At 69.3% G+C, this 7,175-nt stretch carries 6 protein-coding genes and 1 pseudogene; 4 read left to right on the top strand and 3 right to left on the bottom strand.

What is annotated here, in order from left to right; all coding sequences use genetic code 11:
- Positions 1–732: pseudogene (locus IG64_RS37785) on the bottom strand (hypothetical protein); the annotation flags it as partial.
- Between the two features lie 404 nt (positions 733–1,136).
- Here IG64_RS37785 and IG64_RS35590 point away from each other — a divergent pair.
- Complete coding sequence (locus IG64_RS35590; protein ID WP_051813724.1) at positions 1,137–2,102, top strand: LysR family transcriptional regulator; 966 nt, start codon at positions 1,137–1,139, stop codon at positions 2,100–2,102.
- Between the two features lie 310 nt (positions 2,103–2,412).
- Here IG64_RS35590 and IG64_RS35585 read toward each other — a convergent pair whose 3' ends face one another.
- Together IG64_RS35585 and IG64_RS35580 are read right to left on the bottom strand one after the other, a co-directional pair.
- Positions 2,413–3,432: an aldo/keto reductase gene (locus tag IG64_RS35585; protein WP_037864239.1), complete on the bottom strand. Its 1,020-nt coding sequence runs from the start codon at positions 3,430–3,432 to the stop codon at positions 2,413–2,415.
- Between the two features lie 28 nt (positions 3,433–3,460).
- On the bottom strand, positions 3,461–4,357 hold the full coding sequence (locus tag IG64_RS35580) for a helix-turn-helix transcriptional regulator (protein WP_037864238.1): 897 nt from the start codon (positions 4,355–4,357) through the stop codon (positions 3,461–3,463).
- A 389-nt stretch (positions 4,358–4,746) separates the two neighbouring features.
- Here IG64_RS35580 and IG64_RS42665 point away from each other — a divergent pair, with 389 nt between their 5' ends.
- From IG64_RS42665 to IG64_RS35570, 3 genes are read left to right on the top strand one after another with little or no spacing between them, the layout of a single operon-like run.
- Positions 4,747–5,391: an MFS transporter gene (locus tag IG64_RS42665; protein ID WP_234438718.1), complete on the top strand. Its 645-nt coding sequence runs from the start codon at positions 4,747–4,749 to the stop codon at positions 5,389–5,391.
- The gene (locus IG64_RS35575) at positions 5,289–6,287 is read left to right on the top strand and encodes an MFS transporter (protein WP_234438717.1); all 999 of its coding nucleotides are present in this window, start codon (positions 5,289–5,291) and stop codon (positions 6,285–6,287) included. Before IG64_RS42665 ends, IG64_RS35575 begins: the two co-directional genes overlap by 103 nt.
- On the top strand, positions 6,287–7,171 hold the full coding sequence (locus IG64_RS35570; protein WP_037864236.1) for an aldo/keto reductase: 885 nt from the start codon (positions 6,287–6,289) through the stop codon (positions 7,169–7,171). The genes IG64_RS35575 and IG64_RS35570 overlap by 1 nt, the downstream gene beginning before the upstream one ends.
- Positions 7,172–7,175 lie beyond the last annotated feature (4 nt).

Below are 7,175 nucleotides of genomic sequence, written 5' to 3'. Positions count from 1 at the left end.
CGACGCCAGATTCGCCCGCTTCGGACCACCCCAGAACTCCCACGAAGCCCAACCACCGTTCTGCGACGTCTGATAGCTGTGCCAGACACCGTCATCCCCGCCGGCGAACACCTCCATCCGCCCATCAGCATCCGACGCCGCCACCAACCGGTCACCGGATGGCGAATCACCCAGAATGTTGTTGTACCGATACGGCAGGTACTTCGCACTCGTACTGGACCATGCGTACTCACTGCGCATCGTGTGGGGTGGCGTTTGTTCGTACACCCAGTACCGCGCGTGCGCGTTGTCCAGCCAACCGCCGAAGATGCGCACGTGGCCCATCTCGTCGGGCCAGTTGGGACTCTGCCACAGCAGGATGTCGCCGGAGAGAAGCTCGTCCTTCGTGATTCTGTGGCTGATCTGCGGCAGTGACTGCGTGGTATAGCTGGTGCCGGCCGACCAGGCGAAGCTGACGAACCCCGAGCAGTCCTTCCGGTATCCGTCCCGATAGCTGTAGTTGTCATACGGGACGGCTGCGTCCACCCACGTCTTGGCCCTGGCCAGGACTTGGGACCGAGTGCTGGGCGCACTGTTTGCCGCTACCTGGCTGGCGGTCAGGACGGAACTGGTTCCCCGCCCCGGTGGCAAACCGGGTGCTGCCGTTGCGGGTGCCTGAAGGTTGAAGAGCACCGCGAACGTGATACCGAGAAGGACGACAAAGCGTCTTTCTCGCAAGCTGCTTCTCGCCATCACTAGTCCCCCCTTGTTTTCGAGTGGTCGTCTTGATCTGGTCGAAAGCGGGACAGCGGTCCGTCGAACGGCGGGCCTGCCCGGTTCCCCTCAACCAGTCGCTGCTTCATCCGCCGTCGGCACCCCGGAGCAGCCCGACGGCACCGCCCGGCAAAGCACTGCCAGGCGGACAGGCGGACCGGCGGACGGGAGTCGGGCAGGATCCGACAGGATCGGCATCACTGACGATGTGTTTGTCCGGCACCCGGAAGAGGTGCGGCATTACTTCCCCCGGTGAGATGACGCCGCAATTGCTGCTGCGGAGCGCGGCGATGAAGTGGTCTGGACCCATCCTGTCCGGGCACACCGAGCGGGGTAAAGAGAGAGCTGATGCCGAACGGGGCAGGATTGATAACGTGTTGGGTATGGATACCCCTGCAGAGGGCAGCGAGGGCTCGGGGGCCGGTTCCTCCCGTGAACCGAGCGTGCATCAGTTACGTCTGTTCGTAGCGCTGGCCGACGAGTTGCACTTCGGGAACACCGCGCAGCGCATGTTCATCAGCCAGCCCGCGCTGAGCCGCCAGATCCGCGCTCTCGAACGGCGTCTCGGAGTGGAGCTGGTAGCTCGTTCGAGCCGCCGGGTGGAGCTCACGCCGGCAGGCCGGGCACTGCTGCCGGAGGCACGGACGGCGGTGGAGTCGGTGGACCGTATACGCCACGTCGCGCAGAGCCAGGTCCGGTGCACCCAGGGCCGGCTGGCGATCGGCTCCATCGGGGCGGAGGCCCAACAGCCCTACACACGAGCCATTCTGGCGGAACTCCGTACGCGCAACCCCGATCTCAGACTCGATGTGTGCAGTCTCGACATCGCACACCACGTCCTGGCACTGACCCGGGGCGAGGTCGACGTGGTCTTCCTCGTCTCCCCCATGCCGCCGGGCATCGAGACCCTGACGCTCGCCACCGAGCCACGGGTGGCCTGCCTGCCTGCCGATGACCCACTCGCCGACCGGACCAGCGTCACCGTGGCCGAACTGGCCGGGCGCCCCGTCGTCGACGTCCCGCCCGAATGCCCCCGGACCTGGTGGAACTTCTGGGCCGTCGACCCTCGCCCGGACGGCACACCCGTGCGCTACGGGCCGGTCGTCCACGATGTCGAGGCACTGTTCCTGGCCGTCGCCCACCGCGAAGCCATCGCCTTCCTGCCCGCCGCCGCGCGCGACTTCTTCCCCCGCCCCGGCGTGCGCTACGTAGAAGTGTCGGACGTGCCACCCAGCACCGCCGCTCTGGCCTGGATGGCCAAGAACCGCACGATGCCCACGATCAACGCCGTCCGCAGCGCGGCCTGCGCCGTTCTGCAAAGGACACCGGCACCAGCGTCCGACCGCTGACCCCACGTCGACCGGTGCCGTCCCGCACAGGGACTACCGCAGGTCAGCGACCCTTCTCGGCAGGCTCCAGAATCGCCACGCACTCCACGTGGTGCGTCATCGGAAACACGTCACCCTGAGAGAAACCGATAAAGTAGCAGGTCAGACCCCGTTTGGTGACTCTTGCTCAAGGATCGGACGGGTGGAGCGTCAAACGAGCGTCACTCCGGACGGCAGTAATGAACCTGCCGGCATGCAGCGAGATGCGGTCTCCGCCGGTGCCCCAGCTCGGCCGGCGGAGACTGTCCGAGCCGGTCCGAGCCTGGGTGCCTCAGCGGCGCCGTTGGTCGGCCCGCAGCTCGAAGTCTCCGTAGCTGTTGTCGACCGGATTGACGGTGACGCCGGGAGCGACGATCTGATCGACGGCGTCGAGCACGTCGGAGGAGAGCGTGATGTCGGCGGCGGGCAGGAACGCCTCCAGTTGCTCCATGGTGCGCGGCCCGATGATCGCCGAGGTGACGCCGGGGTGGCGGATGACGAAGGCGACGGCCAGCTCGATGAGCGTGAGGCCGGCCTTCTCGGCCAGAAGCCCGAGCTGTTCGACGGCGTCGAGCTTGCGCTGGTTGGCGGGGGTGCTCATGTCGAAGCGGGCCTGCGGGCGGGCCGCCGAGGCCGGCCCCTCGGAAGCGTCCTTGCGGTAGCGGCCGGAGAGCCAGCCGCCGGCGAGCGGACTGTAGGTGAGGGTGCCCATTCCGTGGCGGCGCACGGTGGGCAGCACGTCCTCCTCGATACCGCGGACGAGGATCGAGTACGGCGGCTGCTCGGTCACGAACCGCTCAAGGTGCCGCTCCCGGGAGGTCCACTGGGCTTCGACGATCTGGGAGCCGGAGTAGGAGGAGGAGCCGATGCAGCGGACCTTGCCCTGGCGGACCAGGTCGGTCAGGGCGCCGAGGGTCTCCGCGACGTCCGTGTCCGGGCTGGGACGGTGCACCTGGTACAGGTCGATGTGATCGGTGCCCAGGCGCCGCAGCGAGTTCTCGACCGCGCGCATGATCCAGTGGCGGGAGCCGCCGCGCTGGTTGGGGTCGTCCTGGTCCATCGGCATGAAGAACTTGGTCGCCAGGAACACGTCCTCGCGGCGGCCCTTGAGGGCCTTGCCGACGATCTCCTCCGAGACGCCGGCGGAGTAGACGTCGGCGGTGTCGACGAAATTGACGCCCGCGTCGAGTGCACGGTGGATGATGCGGATCGAGTCGGCCTCGTCCTCGTTGCCCCAGGGGCCGAACATCATCGCGCCCAGGCACAGGGGGCTGACCTGGACGCCGGTGCGGCCGAGCGGTCGGTACTGCATAAAAGGGTTCTCCTCGAATCGTGAGGGGTCATTCGTTCGCCGTGGGGACGGCGGTGGCGGTGCTCGCCCAGCTGGCGAGGAGGCCGAGGGCCGCCCGCTCCGGGGAGTCGGGTTCGGGGGTGTAGAAGTTCAGGCGCAGGCCGGGATCGGATGGCAGGTCCATCGCCTCGTAGGGCAGCGAGAGATCACCGACGAGAGGGTGGTGCAGGTTCTTCACGCCGGAGCGGTGGAACTTGACGTCGTGCCGGGCCCAACGCTGTGCGAAGTCTTCGCTCCGCGTGGTCAGCTCGCCGATCAGATCAGTCAGAGCCTTGTCGTGCGGTGCCCGGCCCGTCTCGGTGCGCAGGAAGGCGACGGCGTCGTTCGCCCCCTTCTCCCAGTCGGCCCAGAACTCCTTGCTCGCTGGATCGAGGAACATGAAGCGGGCGCTGTTGACCGGCCCGCGCTGCGCGAAGAGCGGTGAGTCGAAGACCGGCGCGTACAGGGCCCGGCCGAGCGTGTTGGCGGCCAGGATGTCGAAGCGGCCGTTGCGGACGTAGGCCGGCACGTCGGTCATGGAGTCCAGCAGACGCATGATCGTCGGCCGTACCCGCGACGAGGTCGTCGGCGGCCGCCGTCCCGACGGTGTAGCCGCGCGGGCCAGGTCGTAGAGGTGGGTGCGCTCGGCCTCGTCGAGCTGCAGGGCGTGCGCGAGGGCTTCGAGCACGGAGTCCGAGGCGCCGGAGAGGTTTCCGCGCTCCAACCGCACGTAGTAGTCGACGCTCATGCCCGCGAGCAGGGCGACCTCCTCGCGGCGCAGCCCTGTGACGCGGCGCTTGTCCCCGTAGACCGGGAGCCCGGCCTGCTGCGGTGTGATGCGTGCCCGGCGGGAGCTCAGGAACTCCCGCACCTCGGCGGCCACGTTCTTCTTCATGCTGTCGGCCATGCCCGGTTCCTGGTGTCCTCGTCGGTCCCGCCCTCGGCGGACAGCGTCAGGCGCAAGCCGGTGCGGAGCGTGTTCGTCCCGGGCCGCGCCGGGGGGCCGCCCGGCAGGGCGGTCCGGGAGCGGGGGCCCATCGCCGGTCGAGCCGGTCGCCTCGGCCGCCCTGCCGGTTCTGACCTCGGGTACGGGGGCACGGCGGGCCTCCTCTCGATCGGTCTGCGCGGTATGCCGGTCCCTTCACCGTAGGTCCGCCCCGGCGGGCCTGCGAGGCACTGCCAGTACCTGGAAGAGCAGTGACTCCCACTCCCCCGTCGAGGTGCCGTTACCTGGGAAGGGCCAGAGACCGGCGGCCCGGTACCGGGCCCGTTTCACAGCCGACGCGAAGGAAGACCGTGCGCACAGCCTCCACCCACGGGACCGGCGACGCCCCCGCCGGGCACATCGTTGACCCGCGCAGTCCCGGCACCGCGGGTGACCCGGGGATCACGGCACCGCACCCGCCGACGGGTCCGGATCGGCGTACACAACGGTCCGGGGCCGCGAACGGCTCGACGGTGATCCTCGCGATCATCTGCATCAGCTACTTCATGGTCATCCTGGACAACTCGATCGTGTTCACCGGGCTGCCGCAGATCCGCTCCGACATGGCCTTCTCCGAAACCGGCCTGTCCTGGATCACCAACGCCTACGTCCTGGTCTTCGGCGGACTGCTGCTTCTGGGGGCGCGCGCGGGTGATCTCTTCGGACACCGCAGGGTGTTTCTGTTCTCCCTGGTCGTCTTCTCCGCGGCGTCGCTCCTGGTGGGCGCCGCCCCAACCCCGTGGTGGCTGATCGGTGCCCGGGCGCTCCAGGGCGTCGGGGCGGCGGTGCTGGCTCCCTCCGCCCTGTCCCTGCTCACGCGGAGTTTCGCCGGGGCCGGGCACGCAACCGGGCCATGGCCGCGTACAGCGCCGTGGCCGGCCTGGGCGCCGCCTTCGGGCTGGTCGTCGGGGGTCTGGTCGCGGACCTCGTCTCCTGGCGGGCCGGGTTCTTCGTGAACGCCCCGATCGGCGTCGTGATGATGGTGCTCGCCGTGCGCTTCCTACCCGAGACCGCCCGCCGGAGGGGCCGCTTCGACGTGGCGGGGGCGCTGCTGGCGACCCTGGGCTCGACCGCGCTGGTCCTCGGCATAGTGAACGCGGCCGACCATGGCTGGACCGCACCGGCCACCCTGCTCCCCCTGGGGGCGGGCGCGGCGATGCCGGCGCTGTTCGTCGGGGTGGAGCGGCGGGCCGCACAGCCGATCGTGCCGATGCGGCTGTCCGCGAGCCGCGAGCGCGGTGGCGCCTACGTCACCCGGATGCTCTACATGGGCGCGATGATCGGGTTCTTCTTCTTCACCGCGCAGTTCGTGCAGAGCGTCTACCGCTGGACGCCGTCGCAGGCCGGGCTCGCCTTCCTTCCGATGACGCTGGTCAACTTCGTCTTCGCGGTGCGGGTGCCGCGGCTGCTGGAGAGGTTCGGCCGGCCGCGGGTGCTCACCACGGGGGTCGTGCTGACGACGCTGGGCATGGCCTGGCTGAGCCGCCTCGGCCTGCACACGCCCTACCTGACCGGTGTGGCACTCCCGATGGTGCTCATAGGTGCCGGGCAGGGCCTGACGCTGGCCCCGCTGACCTCCAGCGGCGTGGACGGCGTCGCCGCCGAGGACGCGGGGGCAGGCTCGGGTCTGGTCAACACCGTGCATCAGATCGGCAGCGCGCTGGCCCTGAGCATCCTGACCGCCGTGGCCGCCACCGTCTCCACCGGCCACGAGGCCGCCGACATCGCGGCCCGCTCGGGCGCGGCCCTGACGGGCTCTGCCGTCCTCCTCGCCCTGGCCGTCACGGCCGTTCTGATCCTCATCGTCCCCCGGGCGACCCGCGAGGCCGCCCTCAAGGAAAGGACCCTCTGATGCAGACCCTCACCCTCAACAACGGCGTCGAGATGCCCGCTCTCGGACTCGGCGTCTTCCAGACCCCGCCCGAGGAGACCCGGGCCGCCGTCACGGCCGCGCTCGACCTCGGCTACCGGCACATCGACACCGCCGCCGCCTACGGCAACGAACGGGAGGTCGGCCAGGCACTGCGCGAATCCGGCGTGCCGCGCGAGGAGATCTTCGTCGAGACGAAGATCTGGATCAGCGACTACGGCTACGACGAAACCCTGCACGGCTTCGACAAGAGCGCCGCCAAGCTCGGCGTGGACCGGATCGACCTGCTCATCCTGCACCAGGCCCTCCCGTCGGACTTCGACAGAACCATCGCCGCCTACCGCGCCCTGGAGAAACTGCTGTCCGACGGCAAGGTCCGCGCCATCGGCGTCAGCAACTTCATGGCCGACCACCTGACCGCCCTGCTCGACGCCACCGACATCGTCCCGGCCGTCAACCAGCTGGAGATCCACCCCTACTTCCAGCAGCGCGCCGTCCTGGACTTCGACGCATCCCGCGGCATCCTCAACCAGGCGTGGTCCCCCATCGGCGGCATCACCTTCTACCCGGGCTACGGCGAGCACCGCAGGAGCGTCCTGGAAGACCCGGCCGTCACCGCGATCGCCGAAGCACACGGCAAGAGCCCCGCCCAGGTGCTCCTGCGCTGGGGCATCCAGCAGGGCCGCTCGGTCATCCCCAAGTCGACCAAGCGCCACCGCATCGCCGAGAACATCGACGTCTTCGACTTCGAACTCACCTCGGACGAACTGAAGACCCTTGACGCCCTGGAGACCGGCCGGCGCGGCGGCCCCGAGCCCGAGGCCGTCACCCTCGCGGCGTACGGACGCGCCATCCCCGAAACCTGACATC

It is taken from the genome of Streptomyces sp. NRRL S-340 (genome assembly GCF_000720185.1).
Classification (GTDB): Bacteria; Actinomycetota; Actinomycetes; order Streptomycetales; family Streptomycetaceae; genus Streptomyces.
Note: the sequence above shows the minus strand (reverse complement) of the source record. Positions and strands in the feature narration are given on the sequence as shown.